Below are 641 nucleotides of genomic sequence, written 5' to 3' on the forward strand. Positions count from 1 at the left end.
CCGCTAACCCCATCAATTAACCTTCCGGCACCGGGCAGGCGTCACACCGTATACGTCCACTTTCGTGTTTGCACAGTGCTGTGTTTTTAATAAACAGTTGCAGCCAGCTGGTATCTTCGACTGATTTCAGCTCCACCCGCAGGGGCTTCACCTACATATCAGCGTGCCTTCTCCCGAAGTTACGGCACCATTTTGCCTAGTTCCTTCACCCGAGTTCTCTCAAGCGCCTTGGTATTCTCTACCTGACCACCTGTGTCGGTTTGGGGTACGATTTCGTGTTACCTGATGCTTAGAGGCTTTTCCTGGAAGCAGGGCATTTGTTACTTCAGCACCGTAGTGCCTCGTCATCACACCTCAGCGTTAAAAGGTACCGGATTTACCTGGAACCTCCGCCTACATGCTTAAACCGGGACAACCGTCGCCCGGCTAACATAGCCTTCTCCGTCCCCCCTTCGCAGTAACACCAAGTACAGGAATATTAACCTGTTTCCCATCGACTACGCCTTTCGGCCTCGCCTTAGGGGTCGACTCACCCTGCCCCGATTAACGTTGGACAGGAACCCTTGGTCTTCCGGCGAGCGGGCTTTTCACCCGCTTTATCGTTACTTATGTCAGCATTCGCACTTCTGATACCTCCAGCA

The 641-nt window shown here is 52.9% G+C and carries 1 rRNA gene; it reads right to left on the reverse strand.

Annotation, left to right across the window (positions count from 1 at the left end):
• Positions 1 to 641, reverse strand: a 23S ribosomal RNA gene (locus AC2FAK_RS22945); the annotation flags it as partial.

The sequence above is a fragment of the Enterobacter cloacae complex sp. 394F7 genome, from assembly GCF_057320385.1.